Below are 18,560 nucleotides of genomic sequence, written 5' to 3' on the forward strand. Positions count from 1 at the left end.
TGGTGGTCAGTGGGGCGCCGGGAGGTACCCGGTGCGCACGAAGTAGTCGAGGTAGGTGCGGAACAGGTCCGCGTCGAGCGGCGGGCAGCTCACGCCGGTGCCGGCGAGGTGGGCCCGGGTGTCGTCGTCGGAGAAGCGGACGGCGACGAAGCCGCCGCCGGCCGGGTCGAAGAGGCTGAGCAGCGGGTAGGCCGCGTTGTCCGGGTCGGCCTTGATGAGCTCGACCCAGTCGCCGAGGCTCTTCTCCACGAGCGGATGGCCGTGGTCGCGGACGTGGTCGAGGACGTCGGCGAGGGGCACCGGGCGGGTGTTGACCTGGTGGTGGATGCCGCCGAGGGCCTCGGGGCGCGCGGCGACGGCCACGATCGCGCGGGCGACGTAGTCGACGGGCACGAGGTCCGCCTCGGCCGTGATCCCCTCGGGGACGGCGCCGGCCTGGACGCAGCCCTTGACGACCCGCCACAGGAAGTCGTCGGCCTGGCAGGCCCCGGTCACCGTGTGGCCGGCGATGCGCGCGGGGCGGTGCACGGTCACGGGGACGCCCTCCGCCCGGGCGAGCGCGACGACCTGCTCGGCGACCCACTTGCTCTGGGTGTAGCCCTGGCGCAGTTCCTCCGGCGGTCCGGTGACCGCGGTCTCCGACAGCGCTCCGCCGTCGGCCGGCGGGCCGGCGAAGACGCCGACGGTGGAGACGTGGTGGACGGCCGCGCGGCCGGTCGCGGTGGCGAACCGGAGCACTTCGCGGGTGCCCTCGACGGTGGCCGGGCTGAGCTCCTCGTACGGCAGCACGAGGTTGACGGCCGCCCCGGAGTGGTAGACGGCGTCGATCCGGGCCGCGAGCTCCCGGTGGGTGTCGGGGTCGAGGCCGAGGCGGGGGGCGGCGAGGTCTCCGGGGACGGCGTGGATGCGGTGGGCGCGGGCCTCGTCCCACAGGCCGAAGCCGGTGAGCACCCGCTCCAGGCGCTGCCGGGCGGCGGGCCCGTCCTGGGCGCGCACCAGGCAGTGCACGGTGGCGTCGGTGTGTTCCAGGAGGGCGTCGAGCAGGAAGGCCCCGAGGAAGCCGGTGGCTCCGGTGAGGAGGACGTCCTTCTCGCCGCCGGGCCGTTCGTGGGCGGTGTAGCCGTGGATGCCGTCGCCGAGGTGGATGTCGGCGCGCATGGCCTCGACGGGTGCGGCGGGGATGTCGTCGCCCGCTCCGGCCTCGTCGAGCACGGTGGCGATGCCGGCCACGGTCGGGTCGGAGAAGAGGACCCGCAGCGGCAGTTCGGTGTCGAACTCCTCGCGGAGCCGGAAGACGAGCCGGGTGGCGAGCAGGGAGTATCCGCCGAGGTCGAAGAAGTTGTCGTGCACACCGATCCGGTCGAGGCCGAGCAGCTCGCGCCAGGCGCGGGCGACCCGCGCCTCGGTGGCGGTGCGCGGGGCGACGTAGGCGGTGGCGGAGGCGGTGCGGACCGGCTCGGGGACGGGCAGGACCTTGCGGTCCACCTTGCCGTTGACGGTGAGCGGCAGGGCGTCGAGGACGACGACGGCCGTGGGCACCATGTAGGCGGGCAGGCGCTCGGCGAGGTGCTCGCGCAGCACGGCCGCCGTGTCCTCCGGGCTCTCTCCGGCGCGTGCGCCGGGCTCCAGGGTGGCGTAGCCGTACAGCCGCGTCTCGCCGTCCGCCCCCTGCTGGGGGACGACGACGGCGGCGTGCACGTCCTCGTGGTCGAGCAGGGCGGCCTCGACCTCGCCGGTCTCGATGCGGTAGCCGCGGATCTTGACCTGGTGGTCGGCCCGGCCGACGTACTCGAACTCGCCGCGGGGGGTGAGCCGGGCGAGGTCGCCGCTCTTGTAGAGGCGCTCGCCGGGCCGGTCGGAGAAGGGGTGGGGGACGAACCGGTCGGCGGTCTTCCGCGGGTCGCGGAAGTAGCAGCGCGCCAGGCCGGGACCGCCGACGTACAGCTCTCCGGTGACGCCGATGGGTACGGGCTGGAGCAGGTCGTCGAGGGCGTACAGCTCCATGTCGGGCATGGGTCGGCCGATGGGGCTGCGCCGGTTGAGCCGTACGTCCTCGGCGGTCATCTCGCGGATGGTGACGTGGATGGTCTCCGTGATGCCGTACATGTTGACCAGGCGCGGGGACCGGTCGCCGTGCCGCTCGAACCAGCTCGCGAGGACGCCGGACTCCAGTGCCTCGCCGCCGAAGACGATGACGCGCAGCGGGAGGTCGTCCGGGTCGTGCCGGGCGTCGACGGCGGCGAAGTGGACGAAGGCGGAGGGGGTCTGGTTGAGGACGGTGACGCCCTCCTCGCGGACCATCGCGTAGTACGCCTCGGGGTCGCGGGCGGTCTCCTGCGGCACGACGACGAGCCGGCCGCCGTGCAGCAGGGCTCCCCACATCTCGACGACGGAGACGTCGAAGGCGTAGCTGTGGAGCATCGGCCAGACGTCGTTCTCGTCGAAGTCGTACGTGGAGGTGGCCTGCATGGCCGCGAACATCCGGGCCACCGTGGCGTGGGTGACCTGCACTCCCTTGGGCGTGCCGGTGGATCCCGAGGTGTAGATGATGTACGCGGTGTTGTCGGGCGCGAGCGGCGCCGGGTCCCGCGGGGGCACGGGGCGGGCCGGATCGGGGAAGGGCTCCTCGGGCCGGTCGAGGACCAGGAGGTGGCCGTCGTACGCGGGCAGGGCCTCGCGCAGTGAGGCGTGGGTGATCAGGACGTGCGGGGTGGCGTCGCCGAGGATCCGGGCCAGCCGGGCCGCCGGGTAGAGCGGGTCCATGGGGACGTAGGCGCCACCGGCCTTGAAGACGCCGAGGATGGCGACGGCGGTGTCGAGTCCGCGCTCCAGGAACAGGCCCACGAGCGACTCGCGGCCCACGCCCGCCGCGCGGAGCCGTACGGCCAATGCCTCGGCCCTGCGGTCGAGTTCGGCGTAATCGAGGTGCTCGCCCTCACAGCTGACGGCGATGGCCTCGGGCCGCCGGAGGGCGTGGCGCCGGAAGGTCTCGTGGAGGCATTCCCCGACGGGGAAGTCCTGCGCCCGGCGGCCGATGTCGAGGACCCTGCGCCGTTCGGTGCCGCTGAGCAGCGGCAGCCGGGAGAGGCGGGTGCCGGGGGCGGCGACGGCTCCTTCGAGCAGCACCAGGTAGCGGTCGAGCATGCGCTCGGCGGTGGTCCGGTCGAAGAGGTCGCTGTCGTACTCGAGGGTGGCGACCCAGCCGTCGGCGCGGCTGCCCAGGATGAGCTGGAGGTCGAAGCGGGAGGTGCCGTTGTGCGTCTCGACGGGCTCGGCGGTCAGGCCGGGCAGGTCGAGGGCGCTGGTGGTGGCGTTCTGGAGGACGAACATGGTCCGGAACAGCGGGGTGAGGTGGTTGCCCCGGTCGGGGCGCAGGTCCTCGACGATCTTCTCGAAGGGCAGGCCCTGGTGGGCGTAGGCGCCCAGGGCGCTCTTGCGGACGCGGCGCACCAGTTCGCCGAACTCCGGGTCGCCGGTGAGGTCGATGCGCACCGGGAGGGTGTTGACGAAGAGGCCGATCAGCTGCTCGGTGTCGACGTCGCCGCGGCCCGCGATCGGCGTGCCGACGATGATGTCGCTCTGGCCGGCGCAGCGCTGCAGCAGGGCGCCGTAGGACGCGAGCAGCACCATGTACGGGGTGACGCCGCGGCCGCGGGCGAGGGCGGCGACGGCTTCGACGAGCGGCTGCGGGATGTCGCGGCGGACGCGGGCGCCCCGGTAGCCGGGCTCCTCGGGGCGGGGCCGGTCGGTGGGGAGTTCCAGGGCCGGCAGGTCGCCGGCGAGGCGCTCGCGCCAGTAGGCGAGGTCGGCGTCCATGGCTCCGTCGGCGAACCGCTGCTGCTGGCGGGCCGCGAACTCGGCGTACCGGACCGGCGGTTCGGGCAGCAGGTCGCCGCCCCCGGCGTCCCCGGCGCCTCCGGAGGCCAGGGCGGTGTAGGCCCGGTTGAACTCCCGGATGAGCACGTCGAGGGACCAGCCGTCGCACACCATGTGGTGCACGGTCAGGGCGAGGACGTGCTCCTCGTCGGCGAGCCTGGCCAGGCCGATCCGCAGCAGCGGCGGCCGGTCGAGGGCGAACGGAGCGGTCGCCTGCGCGGTCAGCCAGTCGGCGAGCTCCTTCGCGCCGTCGGTGCCCGTGCCGTCCGTGTCCGTGCCGCGGCGGAAGTCGACGTGCTCGACGGCGGGTTCCGCGTCCTCGGGGGCCAGGACGGCCTGCCCGGGGGTGCCGCGATGGACGCCGAACGCGGCGCGGAGCGTGTCGTGGCGGCGTACGACCGCGCGGAAGGCGCCCTCGACGGCCGCGACGTCGAGGGGGCCGGTCAGCCGCACGGCCAGGGGGATGTTCTGAAGGGCGGTGCCCGGCACGAGTTCTTCCATGAACCACATGCGCTGCTGTGCGAACGACAGCGGTTCGGTCGTCTGGATGGTCACTGCTCCACCGCCTCGGCAGGGTCGTCGGTCTGTGCGCGGACGGTGAGTTCGGCCATCCGCCGTACGGTCGGCTCGTCCAGGAAGTCCTCCAGGGGGAGTTCCACCCGGAAGAGCCGGTTGGCCCGGGAGACGAGCTGGGAGGCGTTGAGCGAGTCACCGCCGAGCATGAACAGGTCGTCGTCGGGGCCGATGTCCGCGATGCCGAGCAGCTCCCGCCAGATCGCGGTGATCCGCTCGACGGGCCCGGCTTCGGCGGACGCCTCGGGTGCCGGTGCCGCAGCGGGCACGGCCCGCACGCCGGACACGGTGCCGGTCACGGCGTCGGCCGCGGGGGCGGTCACGGCGTCGGTCGCGGTCTCCGGAGCCTGCGCCGGGCTCGTTTCCGTCGACGTCGCCGGTGCCGGTGCCGCCGTCCGCGCCGGGGTCCGCCGCGCGTCGATCCAGTGGCGGCGGCGCTCCATCGGGTGTCCGGGCAGCGGTACGGCCCTGGCCCCGTCGGTCCGGGGGAGGTCGACGTCGACGCCGCGCGTCCACGCCTGCCCCAGGGCCTGGAGGAGATGGCGCCGGTCCGAGCCGTTCTGCCGGGCGCCGCGCACGGTGCTGACCGGCCGCAGGCCGGCCCCCGCCACCTGGGCGGCGAACCGTCCCAGGGCGCGTCCGGGGCCGAGTTCGAGGAGGACCGCGTCCGGGGCGGCGGCGAGGAGTTCGGCGACGCCGTCGGCGAACCGTACGGCGGCACGCGCCTGGCCCGCCCAGTAGCGCGGGTCCGTCGCCTCGGCGTCCGTGATCCACGTGCCGCTGACGTTGGACACGAAGGGGATGCGGGGGGCGTGCAGCGTCACCCGGGCGACCTCGGCCGCGAACGGCTCCACCATCGGGTCGAGCATCGCGGAGTGGAAGGCGTGCGAGGTGACGAGCCGCTTCGCGGCCACACCGCGGGCGGCGAGCTCGGACTCGGCCCGGGCCACGGCCGCCTCGGTGCCGGAGAGCACGAGCCGCTGCGGCGCGTTGAGCGCGGCGATGCCGAGCTCGGGCCCGGTCAGGGCGCGTGCCTCGTCCTCCGTCAGTTCCACGGCGAGCATCGCGCCGCGCGGCCGCTCGCCCATCAGGCGCCCGCGGACGGCGACCAGGCGAACGGCGTCCTCCAGGGTGAAGACGCCGGCCAGGCAGGCCGCGGTCCACTCCCCCAGGCTGTGGCCGAGCAGCGCCGCGGGGTGCACTCCGTGGCTCTGCCACCAGCGCGCGAGGGCGTACTCGACGGCGAACAGCGCGGGCTGGGCGAGCCGGGTGTCGACCAGCGGGTCGTCGGCGCCGGGGGCCGCCGGTTCGCTCAGCAGGCCGCGCAGGTCGATCCCGGTGTGCGGGGCGAGCAGTGCGGCGACCTCGTCGATGTGGCGTGCGAACTCGGGCTCGGTGCGGAGGAGTTCGGCCGTCATCCCCTGGTACTGGGTGCCCTGGCCGGGGAAGAGGAAGGCGGCCGGGGCGTCGCCCGGGGCGTGTTCGGCGGCGGCCTTCCGCAGGGCGGCGGCGGCCTCGGCGGGCGTGGCGGCGATCACGGCGGCCCGGTGCGGGAAGCGCCTGCGCCGGTGGGCGAGGGTGTGCGCGATGTCCGGCAGCCGTCCTGCGGGGGCGGTCTCGACGGCCTCGGCGAGCCGGCCGGCCGATGCCGTCAGCGCGTCCGGGGTGCGGGCGGAGACCGTGAGGAGGAGGTCCCGGCCGTCCGCCGGGGCGACGGTCGGGGCGGGAGGGGCCTGCTCCAGGACGACGTGGGCGTTGGTGCCGCCGACGCCGAAGGAGCTGACGCCCGCCCTGCGGGGTCCGTCGCCGGTGGGCCAGGGGCGCAGGCGGTCGTTGACGGCGAACGGCGACTTCTCGTCCGTACGCGGGTTCCGCCTGCGGTAGTGGAGGCTCGGGGGCAGCTGCCCCTCGCGTACGGCGAGCACCGTCTTGATCAGTCCGATGACCCCGGACGCGGCGTTGAGGTGGCCGATGTTGGTCTTGACCGAGCCGATCGGCACGGAGCCGGGGGCCAGGCCCTCGGCGCCGAACACCTCGTCGAGGGCGGCGAGTTCCACCGGGTCGCCGACGGCGGTGCCGGTGCCGTGCGCCTCCACGTAGCCGATCGTCGCGGGGCTGACGTCGGCGGCGAAGTAGGCGTCGTGGAGGACCTGCACCTGGCCGTCGACGCTCGGCGCGGTGTAGCCGGTCTTGCGCGCGCCGTCGTTGTTGACGGCGGCGCCGAGGATCACGGCGTGGACGCGGTCGCCGTCGGCGAGGGCGTCCGAGAGCCGCTTCAGCGCGACGACGCCGACTCCGCTGCCGAAGACGGTGCCGGCGGCGTCCGCGTCGAAGGCGCGGCAGTAGCCGTCGGGCGACTGGATGCCCCCGGTCTCGTACACGTAGCCCCGGTCCTGGGGGAGCTTGAGGGACGCGCCGCCGGCCAGCGCCATGTCGCACTGGTAGTCGAGCAGGGCCCGGGCGGCCTCGGCGACCGCGACGAGCGAGGTCGAGCAGGCCGTCTGCACGGTCACGGCGGGGCCGGTCAGGCCGAGGCGGTGCGCGACCCGGCTGGTCAGGTAGTCCTTGTCGTTGCCGTGCAGCAGGGCCGCCGGGTACTCGCCGAGCAGCCGCTCCTGGTCGAGGCTCGGCAGGACGTTGAGCACCAGGTACGCGTTGAACGAGGTGCCGCCCCACACGCCGATCCGGCCCCGGACGCGCTGCGGGTCGCACCCGGCGTCCTCCAGGGCGGTCCAGCACTGCTCCAGGAAGAGCCGCTGCTGGGGGTCGGCCAGTTCGGCCTCGCGCGGGGTCATGCCGAAGAAGGCGGCGTCGAAGTCCTCGGCGCCCTTCACCCGGGCGACGGCCGGCACATAGCCGTCGGGCGCGTCGGCGGGCGGGTCGAGGCGCTCGACCGATTCGACGCCCCGTACCAGGTTGTCCCAGAATCCGTCGGCGTCGTCGGCCCCCGGTACCCGGCAGGCCAGTCCCACGACGGCGATCCGCTCCGGCTCGTCCGCCTCGGCGTCCGGCCGTTCCACAAGCTCAGACATCCCCCTGTCCCCTTCTCATCCGGCGCCGCCGGTCGGCGGCCCGTCTGGCGCGCTGGGCCGCTTCGTCGCGTACGGCCTGGTCGTTCGTGTGTGCCGCGGTCCCGCCCGCTTCGGCCCCGCCTCCGGCGAGGCGGTCCAGATGACGGGCCAGGGCGGCGACGGTCGGGTGCCGGAGCAGGTCGACCACCGGTACGTCGAGGGAGAACTCCTCCCTCAGGCGGGTCTGCAGCGGCACCAGCTGGAGCGAGTGGCCGCCGCGGCCGAAGAAGGTGTCGTCCCGTCCGATGTCCTCGACGTCCAGGAGTTCCCGCCACAGGCCGCGGACGCGTTCCTCGGTGCGGGTGACCGGGGTGCGGGTCGTGCCGGCCCGCTCGGCGGCGCGCCGCCGGGCCCGCAGCCGGGCCACGTCGACCTTGCCGTTGGCGGTCAGCGGGAAGGCGTCGACCACGTCGAGGACGCCCGGCACCATCGCGGCGGGCAGCCGCGTGAGCAGGTGCGTCCGCAGCGCGTCGGCGTCCGCCGGTGTGGCCGCGGCGGTCTGCACGGTGACCCAGGCCGCGAGCGACAGCTCTCCGGTGGTGTCGGACACCGGTGCCACCACGGCCGCGGTGACCGCGGGGTGGCCGCGCAGGCAGTGCTCCACGCCGGCGAGGTCGACGCGGTGGCCGCGTACCTTCACCTGGCGGTCGGCGCGGCCCGCGAAGACGACGGTGCCGTCCTCCCGGTGGCGGCCGAGGTCACCGGTGAAGTAGAGGCGTTCGCCGTGGCCGCCCGCCGGGTCGGCGGTGAACCGGGCCGACGCGTCGCCGCCGAGGTAGCCCTCGGCGAGGTACGGGGTGCGGACGACGATCTCGCCCAGCTCGCCGACCGCCGCGGGGAACCGGCCGCGCATCACCAGGAGCTGGGCCCCGTCGATGCCCGTTCCCAGCGGCACGGCCTCGTCGGGGGCGGTCTCGCCCACCGGGTGCCAGGCCGGGGCCTGCGGCGTCTCGGTGGCGCCGTAGAAGTTGACCAGCCGGACGCCCGGCGCCAGGCGGCGCAGGGTGGCGGCCTCCCGGCCGGTGAGCACGTCGCCGCCGAAGAAGGCCAGCCGCAGCGACGGCAGGGAGCCGTCGGGAAGGCCGGCGAGGAAGCGCGCCATCGGCGGGGTGAGGTGCAGGACGGTGATCTCCTCGGCGGCCAGCCAGGCGGCGAAGGCCTCCGGGGTCGCCCGGTCCTCCTCGTCCGGTACGTGCAGCCGGGCGCCGATCGACAGCGGGACGAACAGGTCGCGCAGCAGCGGGTCGTGGCCGAGGCCCGAGGTGAGCGCGAACCGGTCGGCAGCGCTCACGTCGAAGGTGCGGGTGTACCAGTCGACGAAGTGGGCGAGCGGGGCGTGGCTCGCCACGACTCCCTTGGGGGCGCCGGTGGTTCCCGAGGTGAAGGCGATGTACGCGGTGTCGGCCGGGAGCGCGGGCACGCGTGCCGGCGCCGGGTGCGGCGTCCCGGTGGCGGTGGTGGTGGCCGTGGTGACGAGGACGGGCGGCGGGCCGAGGACCTCGGGCTCTCCCGCCCGCGTCTCCAGCCAGGCCTTCGCGCGGATGAGCCGTGCGCACTGCTCCCGCCGCTCCGCGGGGTGGGTGCGGTCGAGGACGGAGAAGGCGGCTCCGGAGCGGAGCGCGGCCAGGACGGCGACCACCAGGGCGGGGCTCCGCTCGGCGTGCACGGCCACGACGTCGCCCCGGCCGGTCCCCGCGGCGTGCAGTTCGGCGGCGAGGGAGTCGACGGCGCCGGCGAGTTCGCCGTACGTCAGCTCCGTGCCCCGGTGCCGGAGGGCGACGGTGCCGGGCCGTGCGGCGGCCGTGGCGGCGAACCGCTCGTGGACCGCGGCCGTCCACGGCTCCGGCGGCAGCGGCCGGCCGGGGTCGGGCAGCGTGGCCGGCCGGGGCGGGACCAGTTCGTCCAGGGGGCGTTCGGGCTCGGCCACGACGGCGGCGAGCAGCGCCTCGAACTGGTCGAGGAAGGCCGTGACGGTCCGGGCCTCGAAGAGCGAGGCGTCGTGGACCAGGTCGAGGCCGAGCGAGCCGTCGGCCGCGGGCCGGACGTACAGTGTCAGGTCGAAGCGGGCGCTGAGGTCCTCGGTGCCGACGAGCCGGGTGCGTACGCCGGGGATCGGCGGGTGGGAGTCGTCCAGGTTGAGCATGTTGAACAGCACCTGGAAGACGGGGGTGCGGGTGAGGTCCCGGTCCGGGGCGAGCCGGTCGACGATCCGCTCGAAGGGCACTCCCTGGTGGGCGTCGGCGTCCAGGGCCTTGGTCCTGACCCGGCGCAGCAGCTCGCGGAAGGCGGGGGCGCCGGAGGTGTCGGTGCGGACGGCGACGGTGTTCACGTACAGGCCGACGCTGTGCTCCAGGTCCTTGCGGGCCCGGCCGGCGACGGGCATGCCGACGACGACGTCGTCCTGGCCCGACCACCGCGACAGGAGGGCGTTGTACGCGGTGAGCAGCGCCATGGAGAGCGAGGCGTTCTCCTCGCCGGCGAGGCTCCGCAGCCGCTCGGCCAGGCCGGCGGCGACCGTGCGCCGCTCCCGGGCCGCGGGCCGGTCCTGCCGGTCCCGGCGCGGGCGGTCGGTGGGCAGGTCGAGGGCGGCGGGGGCGCCGGCCAGCACCTCGGTCCAGTGCGCGAGTTCGGCCTCCCCGTCGGCGCCGTTCTGGTGCCGCGTCTGCATCCCGGCGAAGTCCGCGTACTGCACGACCGTGTCGGGGAGCACGGCGGATGCGTCCCGCTCGCCCTGCGCGAAGGCCGCGTAGAGGGCGGACAGTTCGCGGACGACGAGGCGCATCGACCAGCCGTCGGCGGCGATGTGGTGCACGGACAGCTGCACCACGTACCGGTCCTCGGCCAGCTTGATCAGCTGGGTGTGGAGTGGGGAGCGGGTGAGGTCGAAGGGCCGCCGGTTGAAGGAGGCGGTGTGCTCCTTCCGCGCGGCCTCCCGGGCGTCGGCGGCGAGCCCGGAGAGGTCGGTCTCGGGCAGGATCCCGTCGGGCAGGCCCTCGGTGACGACCTGGCGCGGCTCGCCCGACACGGCGACGTACACGGTCCGCAGCGCCTCGTGGCGGGCGACGACCTCGGTCAGCGCCGCGCGCAGGGCCTCGGGGTCCACGGGTCCTTCGAGGTGGAGCTCGCCGGCGATGCGGTACGCGAGGCCGCCCGGTGCGAGCTGCTCGACGAACCACATCCGCTGCTGGGCGGAGGAGAGGGGCAGTCCCTCCGGTCCGCGCTCGAGGCGCGGGATCGGTTCGGTCCTGGCCGCCGGGTCGGTCGCGGCCCGGCCGGCGTCGGCGAGCGCGTCGATGCGTGCGGCGACGTCCCGCAGGACGGGGGCGTCGAAGAGCTCGCGCAGCGGGAGTTCGACGCCGGTGGCCTCGTGGAGGCGGGAGGCGGCCTGGATGGCGAGGAGGGAGTGGCCGCCCAGTTCGAAGAAGTTGGCGTCGGCGGCGATCCGCTCGGCGCCGAGGAGCTCGCTCCACACCTCCGCGACGGTCTTCTCGCTGGGTGTGGTGGGCGGCAGTGCTTCCGGGGTGCCGTCGTCCGGCAGGTCCTCCGGGGCGGGGAGCAGGGCCCGGTCCACCTTGCCGTTGGGGTTCAGCGGGAAGGCGTCCATGACGAACAGGTGGGAGGGGATCATCGCGGAGGTGAGGCGCTCGGCCAGGTGGGAGCGGAGCGCGCCGACCGTGGGGGGCTCCTGCGCGGTCGCCTCCTTCAGCACGTATCCGGCGAGGATCAGCCGGCCGTCGCGGCCGGGCCGGGCCATGACGACCGCCTCCCGGACGCCGGGGTGCGCTTCGAGGGCGTCCTGCACCTCGGCCGGTTCGATGCGTACGCCGCGGATCTTGACCTGGTGGTCGGCCCGGCCCAGGTAGTGCAGGGTGCCGTGGCGGTCGAAGCGGACGCGGTCGCCGGTGCGGTAGACGCGGGCCCCGGGGACGTCCGAGAAGGGGTGCGGGACGTAGCGGTCGGCGGTCAGGTCGGGCCGGTTCTGGTAGCCGCGGGTGACGCCGGTGCCGCCGAGGTACAGCTCGCCGACGACGCCGGGCGGTACGGGGCGCAGGTCCGCGTCGAGGACGTACAGCTCGGTGCCGGGCAGGGCGCGGCCGATCGGCGGGAGGGTGCCGTCGGGGACGCAGACCTCGGTGGTGCAGAAGACCGTGATCTCGGTCGGGCCGTAGGCGTTGACGATGCGCCGCCCCGGTGACCAGGTCCGGACGAGTTCGGCCGAGACGGCCTCGCCGACCGAGGTGAGTTCGGTGACGGTCGGCAGGTCGGCCGGGTCCATCGTGGCGAGGACGGACGGGGTGGCGCTGAGGGTGGTGACGCGTTCGCGCCGGATGGTGTCGACGAGCGGCGGGCCCGGGCGGAGCTCCTCGCGCGGGGCGACCACCAGGGTGCCTCCGGTGGTGAGCGCCATCATCCATTCCCAGGTGCTGACGTCGAAGCTGATGGAGGCGTTCTGCAGGACGCGCCGGCCGGGCCGCGGCGGCATCGACTCGCGGTGCGCCAGGTCGAAGTCGACGAGGCCCGCGTGCTCGACCATCACGCCCTTGGGGCGGCCGGTCGACCCGGAGGTGTAGATGACGTACGCGAGGCGGCCGCCGTCGGGCTCGGGGAGCGCGGGGGCGGGCACGGGCGGCTCGTGCTCGTCGTCGAGGCAGAGGACCGGCACGTCCACCGCCGGCAGCCTGCCGAGCACCGCGCGCTGGGCGAGGAGCAGGGCCACCGAGGAGTCCTCGATCATGTACTCCAGGCGCTTGACCGGGTACGTCGGGTCGAGGGGGATGTACGCGCCGCCCGCCATCAGGATGGCGAGGAGGCCGACGAAGAGCCGGGGGGTGCCGTCGCCGGTGAGGCCGACCTTGGTCTCCGGGCCGACGCCGTGGGCGCGCAGGACGAGCGCCAGCGCCTCGGCCTGCTCCACCAGTTCGCGGTACGTGAGCCGCTCGTCGCCGCTCTCGACGGCGGGGGCGTCCGGGGTGCGGGCGGCCTGGGCGAGGACCAGCTCGTGGACGCCCCGGTGGGCCAGGGCGGCCGGGTCGCCGGGGCGGCTCCAGTCGGTGAGGACCTGCCGGCGGTCGTCGTCCGAGAGCATCGGCAGCAGGGCGTGGGGGCTGTCGGGGCGGGCGGCGCAGGCGGCGGCCAGGGCCTGGAAGTGGCGGCCGAGTCCCTGCGCGGTCTCGGGGTCGAACAGGTCGGTGGCGTAGCGCAGGGAGCAGCTGACCCGGCCGTCGACCTCTTCGGCGAAGACCGACAGGTCGTGCTCGCTGCCTTGGACGGGCACCGGGTGGGGCTCCATGACGAGGTCGCCGACGGTGAGCCGGGCTCCGGCGGCGCCGGTGGCGAAGAGGGAGAGGCCCTGCTCGGACGCCGAGGAGGTGGACTCGTAGAAGAAGGCGACGTCGAACAGGCCGCCGCCCCGGCCGCTCTGGGCGGCCTGCTCGGCCACGAGCGGGTACGGGTAGTCCTGGTGCTCCATGGCGTCGAGCGCGGTCTCGCGGACCTGCTCCAGGAGGGAGCGGAAGGTCTGCTCCCGCTCGATCCGGGTGCGCAGCACCATCAGGTTGGCGAAGTAGCCGACGACGTCCTCGAAGGCGGCCCTGCCGCGGCCGGTGGAGACCGAGCCGAGCCAGATGTCGTCCTGGCCGGTGTAGCGGTGCATCAGCAGGTTGAACACCGACAGGACGGCCGTGTAGAGGGTGCCGCCCGTCTCGCGGGCGACGCGGCGGAGGCCCGCGGTGACGTCCGCGTCGAGGGTGAAGGCGTGCACGGCGGTGCGGTGGCCGGGGCGGGCGGGGCGGGGGCGGTCGGCGGGCAGTTCGAGGCGGGGGACCTCGCCGGCCAGGCGCTCCGCCCAGTAGGCGGCGCTCGCGGCGCCCCGGGCCCCGTCGACGAACTCGCGCTGCCGGTCGACGTACTCCCGGTAGTCGGCGGCCGGCCGCGCGAGGGCGACGGGGCGCCCGGCGCGTGCCGCCGGGTAGGCCTGCTGGAGGTCCCGGAGGATCAGCGAGAAGGCCCACAGGTCGGCCGCGATGTGGTGGGTGCCGAGGAGGAGCACGTGCCGGTCCTCGCCGAGCCGCAGCAGCCGGCAGCGCAGGAAGGAACCCTGGGCCAGGTCGTAGGGGCGCTCGACGAACGCGGTGACGGCGGCGTCGACCTCGGTGTCGTCGCGGCCGGTCAGGTCCTCCTCGGTGAAGTCGACCCGGGCGCCGGTGGTGACGCGCTGGACGAGTCGCTCCCCGTCCTGGAGGACGGCCGTGCGCAGCACGGGGTGGGTGTCGAGGACGGCCTGCAGCGCGGTGCGCAGGGCCGGCGCGTCCAGCGGTCCGCTGACGCGGGCCGCGAAGCAGAGGTGGTAGGCGGGGCTGCCGGGGTGCATCTGCTCGAACAGCCACAGGGCGCGCTGGCCCTCGGACACCGGGTGGGTGGTGGGCGGGGCGGCGGCGGGCCGGGCGGCGGCCCGGCGCAGCAGCTCGGCGCGGAGAAGGGCGCGTCGCTCGTCCGGGGTGGCGGCGGCGGTGCCCGTCGCGGGCGGGGCCTGGTGTGTCGTCATATCTCGCCCGCTGCGTCACCGGCCAGTCGGCCGAGCAGCGAGTCCACCTCCTCCGGGGAGAGCGCGTCGAGGTCGGCGAGGAGCCGCTCGATGTCCGCGGGGTCGTCGAGGTCGGGCAGTCCCGGGCCGTGGCCGGGTTCCCGCTGGTCGTGTGTCGTGCCGGGCGTCGGCTGCGGTGCGAGCCCGTCGGCGATGTCGGCGGCGAGGTCCGCGGCCGTGGCGCCGCGCAGGATGCGGACGAGTCCGATCTCGACGCCGAAGTCGGCTTCGAGGGTGCGTCGCAGCTCCAGGCCCATCACCGAGTCCATGCCGAGCTTGCTCAGGGGCCGCTGGGCCGGGATCCGGTCGACGGTGGTGCGCAGCGCGGCGGCGGCGACCCGGCGCACCCGCTCGGTGAGCAGGGCGACACGGGTGGCGGGGTCGGCGGCCGCGAGCGTGCTCGGGTCGACCTTCTCCTCCGTGTCCTGCCGCGCGGCGGAGGGTGCCTCTTCCGTCGGGCTGCCGCCGGGCGTCCGGTCGCGCCAGGCGGACCGCGCGATGCGCAGGAGGGGGCCGCCGTCCTCGGCCATGACCGTGGTCGTCGCGGTGCCGTCCCCGGTCCGGGCGATGTGCACCCAGCGGGGCCCGGCCTCGGTGTCGTACGGCTCGATGCCCCGGGCGGAGAGCGGCGCGTGGGCACCGAGTACGGCGGCGGTGATCCGGAAGGCCACGTCGAGCGCGGAGCGCCGCCCGGGGGCGATGCCCCGGCGCAGCCGTACGAGGACCTCGTCCCCGGCGTGCCAGGCGGTGTCGGCGGCGGTGTCGGCCACGGTGCGCGGGGTGGTGCAGCGTCCGGTCAGCTCGGCGAGGTCCGGCGGTCCTGCGTCCGCCGGGGCGGGCGCCTCGTGCCGTGCGGTGAGCAGCCGGGTCCAGCCGGATCCGGTGGTGCGGCCGTACGCGGCGACGGTGGCGGCGCCCGGGGCGACGGGCCCTGCGACGACGGACGCCTCCGCGGGCGCCAGGTCCTCGGTCGTGTCCCAGTCGACCGAGACGCTCCGCCGCTCCGGGTCCGCCGGTGCCGTCGCCCCGCCCGCCGTTTCGAGGGCGGTCATGGCGGTGGCCGTGACGCCGGCGGCGAACTGGGCGGCCCGTCCGCGCAGGGCGATACGGGGGGCCTCGGTGCCGGCCGCCGCGAGGAACCGGACCTTGCCCGCGCCGTGCGTCCGGGCCGCGCCGGTCCGGCGCAGTTCCCACACGGTCCGCAGGACGTTCTCCTGTTCGCCCTCGCCGCGCCGCAGCGTGGGCAGGACGAGGGGGTCGACGCCCCGTGCCGTGCAGCACTCGGTGAGCGAGGGTGACAGGGTCGGGTGCGCGCCGACCTCGACGAAGGTGCGGCAGCCGAGGTCGACGAGGGTGTCGACGGCCTGGACGAAGCGGACGGGGCGGCGCAGGTTGTCGGCCCAGTAGGCGTGGTCGAGGGCCGGGCCCTCGACGACCTCGCCGGTCACCGTGGAGACGAGGGTGGCGGTGGTGGCGCGCGGCCGGATGCCCGGCGCCGCCGCGGCGAACTCCTCGCGCAGGGGCTCGAGGAAGCGGCTGTGGAAGGCGATGTCGCCCGGCAGCAGCCGGCCGAACACCTCCTGCGCGGCCAGCTCGTCGACCATGGCCCGCACGGTCGCGGCCTCTCCCGCGACGAGGGTGGAGCCGGGCGCGTTCCAGGCGGCGATGTCCGCTCCGCCGCCGTGGCGGGCGATGAGCGCCGCGGCCGTCTCGGCGTCGACGCCGAGGAGCGCGGTGCGTCCGGTGCCCACGGCCCGGCGCATGAGTTCGCCGCGGAGCCTGGCCAGGCGCAGCGCGTCGGCCAGGTCCAGGGCTCCGGCGGCGGCAGCGGCGGCGATCTCGCCGAGGCTGTGGCCGACGAAGACGTCGGCGACGACGCCCCGTTCGGCCAGCAGCCGCGCGAGGGCGATCTGCAGCGCGACCAGCGTGGGCTGGAGGACCGCCGGGTCCTCAAGCCGTGACTCCTCCTGGGATGCGGCCAGTTCGCCGAGGAGCGACCATCCGGTGGCGGGGCGCAGGACGGCGTCCGCCTCCTCGAGCACGGCCCGTGCGGACGGCTCGTGGGCGATGAGGCCCTGCCCCATGCCCGGCCACTGGTTGCCCTGTCCGGAGAAGACGAGGGCGGTGCGGCCCGTGCCGTGGGCGCGCGCTGCGTCGGCCGCCACCGTCGCGTGGCCGGCCCGAGTCGATGTCGTCACTGGTGCGCTCCGGCCCTTCAGTCGCCGTCGATGACGGAAAGGGCCTGCTGCGGGTCCCAGTAGTTCTGGGCCTGGTAGATCTTTCCGTCCTTGAAACGGGTCTTGCCCGTGTACGTGAGGGTGAAGGTCTTTCCGGTGGGCTCGCGGTCGAAGATGTAGCCCTGGTGGGTCACGGTCGTCTTCCAGGCGAGGTGGGCGATGTCGCCCTCCCAGCGCACGATCTCGGCGCTGTAGTGCGGGGCCAGCTTCTCGCGGACCTCGATCAGACCGGCCTTGATGCCCTCCAGGTCGGTCCCGTCGTTCTCCAGGGCGAGCGCGCTCTCGTCGGTGAAATGACGGAACTCAGGGTGCATGAATTCCTCGACGAGTTCGTCCTTGTGCCCGTTGAGGAGTTCGTCGATGTAGCGGTGCAGGACTTTTTCGAGTTCTTCCTGGGTCTGGGTCACGGAATTCCCTTTCGAACGGATGTCTACGTGAAAACGCTACGCATCCGTTCGATTCGAGGGCACCCCTATCCGTCCCCTACCGCTGCCCGCCCCACCCCGACCGCGGCCGGGGTCCGGGCAGCGGAAAAGCAGGCCGCCCACGCGTGGGGGAACGCGTGGGCGGCCTGCTCATGGGGGGGTGGTGAGGGGGCGTCAGGCGACGCTCTGACGGGTGGCCGGCGCCTCGGCGGCGGCCGCCTCCGGGGTGTCGTCGGTCTCGGGGCCGCCCAGCAGCCCGGGCAGCAGGACGGCGGCGGCCACGGCTCCGAGGACCGCCACGCCCGCGCACACCGCCGCCGAGGCCGAGAACGCCTGCGAGAAGGCCGACTTGGCGGCGTCGACGGTCGCCCGGGCCGTCGCGTCGGGCAGCGTCTTCGCCGCCTCCAGCGCCTGGTCGAGGGAGTGCGTGGCGGCCTCCGGCCCGTCCGGTGTGTACGCGGCCGCGTACCGGGCGGCGAGCACGCTGCCGACGACCGCGACGCCGAACGCGGCACCCATCTCCTGCACGGTGTCGTTCATCGACGAGAGCAGACCGGACTTCTCCGGGGGGCCCGCCGTCATGAGGACGTCGTTGACGAGCGGCTGCGAGAGCCCCATGCCCGCGCCGACCAGGGCCATCGCCCCGACCATGGCGCCGTATCCGTACTCCTCGGTGAAGAGGGCGAAGCCCGCGTATCCGGCGGCGAGGACGAGCAGCGAGAGGACGACGGTGTTGCGCACGCCGAGGGCCTTGGCGAGGACCGGGGAGAGCGGGGAGCAGATCATCAGCGCCACCGCGAGGGGCAGGATGGCGGCGCCCGCAGCGAACGGCGAGTAGCCGAGGACCAGTTGGAACTGCTGCGTGAGGACGAACAGGCTGCCGGTGAGGGCGAACATGAGGACGGCCATGGTGCCGCTGGAGCCCAGGAACCTCCGGTTGCGCACCACCGCCAGGTCGATCATCGGGTGCCGCGCCGTCGCCTGCCGCACGAAGAACAGGACCGTCACGACCGCGCCTCCGATCAGCCCGGCGAGGACCTCGGGGGACGACCAGCCGAACCGCGGCTGCTCGATGACGCCGTACACGAGCGCCGAGACGCCCACGATGGAGAGCAGCGTGCTGAGCGGGTCCAGCGGGTGGGACCCCGGGTCGGTGGACTCGGGCACGAGGACGGCCGCGCCGAGCACGGCGGCGGCGACGACGACCACGTTGACGAGGTAGAGCGAGCCCCACCAGAAGTGGTCGAGCAGGGCGCCGCCGATGAGCGGTCCCGTGACGGCGCCGAGGGCCGTCACCGCGCCCCAGACGCCGATCGCCTTGGGGCGCTCCTCCTCGGAGAAGACGTGCACCAGGATGGAGAGCGTTCCGGGCATGAACGCCGAGGCTCCGGCGCCCATGAGCGCCCGGGCCGCGATCAGCTCCCAGGACTCGGTGGAGAAGGCGGCGGCCACCGACGCCGCGCCGAACAGCAGCAGACCGATGATCAGCAGCCGCTTGCGGCCGAACCGGTCGGACAGGCTGCCGGCCAGGAGCAGCAGGCCCGCGAGGACGAGCGAGTACGCGTCCACCATCCACTGGAGTTCACTCGTACCCGCGTCCAGCTCTCTGCCCAGGGTCGGCAGCGCCACGTTGAGTACGGTCGAGTCGATCGACACGACGAACACGGCGACCGCCAGCACGGCCAGAATCGCCCACCTGCGCGGGTGCTCCCTCTTGTCCACCACAACTCCTCGCGCGGCCGTGTGCGCCGCTCTACGACGGAAGGTACGTGTCGAACGTAGGGGCGGCCCCCGA

General features: G+C 74.8%; 6 protein-coding genes. All 6 read right to left on the bottom strand.

All coding sequences use genetic code 11. The features are described 5' to 3' along the window. Nucleotides 1-6 precede the first annotated feature (6 nt). Nucleotides 7-4,431, bottom strand: coding sequence for a non-ribosomal peptide synthetase (locus tag SVTN_RS03420; protein WP_052498922.1), 4,425 nt, complete (start codon nt 4,429-4,431; stop codon nt 7-9). After that, complete coding sequence (locus tag SVTN_RS03425) at nt 4,428-7,481, bottom strand: type I polyketide synthase (RefSeq protein WP_078908168.1); 3,054 nt, start codon at nt 7,479-7,481, stop codon at nt 4,428-4,430. Before SVTN_RS03425 ends, SVTN_RS03420 begins: the two co-directional genes overlap by 4 nt. Beyond that, nucleotides 7,474-14,064: a non-ribosomal peptide synthetase gene (locus SVTN_RS03430; protein WP_041127748.1), complete on the bottom strand. Its 6,591-nt coding sequence runs from the start codon at nt 14,062-14,064 to the stop codon at nt 7,474-7,476. Before SVTN_RS03430 ends, SVTN_RS03425 begins: the two co-directional genes overlap by 8 nt. Next, nucleotides 14,061-16,301, bottom strand: coding sequence for an acyltransferase domain-containing protein (locus SVTN_RS03435; RefSeq protein ID WP_159026411.1), 2,241 nt, complete (start codon nt 16,299-16,301; stop codon nt 14,061-14,063). The genes SVTN_RS03430 and SVTN_RS03435 overlap by 4 nt, the downstream gene beginning before the upstream one ends. Before the next feature lie 17 nt (nt 16,302-16,318). Beyond that, on the bottom strand, nt 16,319-16,747 hold the full coding sequence (locus tag SVTN_RS03440) for an ester cyclase (RefSeq protein WP_041127750.1): 429 nt from the start codon (nt 16,745-16,747) through the stop codon (nt 16,319-16,321). 192 nt (nt 16,748-16,939) lie between these two features. Continuing rightward, nucleotides 16,940-18,487: an MFS transporter gene (locus tag SVTN_RS03445; protein WP_052498924.1), complete on the bottom strand. Its 1,548-nt coding sequence runs from the start codon at nt 18,485-18,487 to the stop codon at nt 16,940-16,942. Nucleotides 18,488-18,560: the final 73 nt, after the last annotated feature.

This window comes from Streptomyces vietnamensis (genome assembly GCF_000830005.1).
Taxonomy (GTDB): domain Bacteria; phylum Actinomycetota; class Actinomycetes; order Streptomycetales; family Streptomycetaceae; genus Streptomyces; species Streptomyces vietnamensis.

What these genes read in the sequence shown, in the direction of transcription:
- SVTN_RS03425 (WP_078908168.1), bottom strand. Translation starts at nt 7,481, where the DNA reads ATGTCTGAGCTTGTGGAACGGCCGGACGCCGAGGCGGACGAGCCGGAG.
- SVTN_RS03430 (WP_041127748.1), bottom strand. Translation starts at nt 14,064, where the DNA reads ATGACGACACACCAGGCCCCGCCCGCGACGGGCACCGCCGCCGCCACC.